The organism is Staphylococcus sp. 231237_7MaSpsaltlick (assembly GCF_043107035.1).
The window spans coordinates 1-402 of record NZ_JBICNX010000431.1; the positions used below are offsets into that span (position 1 = coordinate 1).

The following is a 402-nucleotide window of genomic DNA, read 5'->3' on the forward strand; positions in this document are numbered from 1 at the left end:
ATCCATACGTCTCACAATTTTCAATCCAGATATACATACTTTCCAATGCTATAGGTACACGTTTTCCGTCACCTTCATTATAGTAAGAATCACTAGCATAAGTTATATCAATACCGTGTAACATCGCGTCATAAGATTTAACATTTTTAACAAAAGCTTTCTTAACTCCCGCATATCTAATATTACTTGATAAACTCCCACCACTTGGTGTTTCATAATCATAAGGTGCTCCTGCGCCAGTGGGAGTTTGCCCTGGAAATCTTTCTTTTTTATTTCCATTAACCGCTAAATCCTCTATACTAATACATCTTGCTTCTCCGCTCATTTTCAAGTTAGTTAATGCTATAGTTTCTCTTGGCGCTTTAGTTGATAACTTGATAGTCGAAATATCTTGTCCTTGTC

The 402-nt window shown here is 35.8% G+C and carries 1 pseudogene; it reads right to left on the bottom strand.

Annotated elements, in window-relative coordinates:
* Nucleotides 1-402, bottom strand: a pseudogene (locus tag ACF91D_RS32210) (peptidase G2 autoproteolytic cleavage domain-containing protein); the annotation flags it as partial.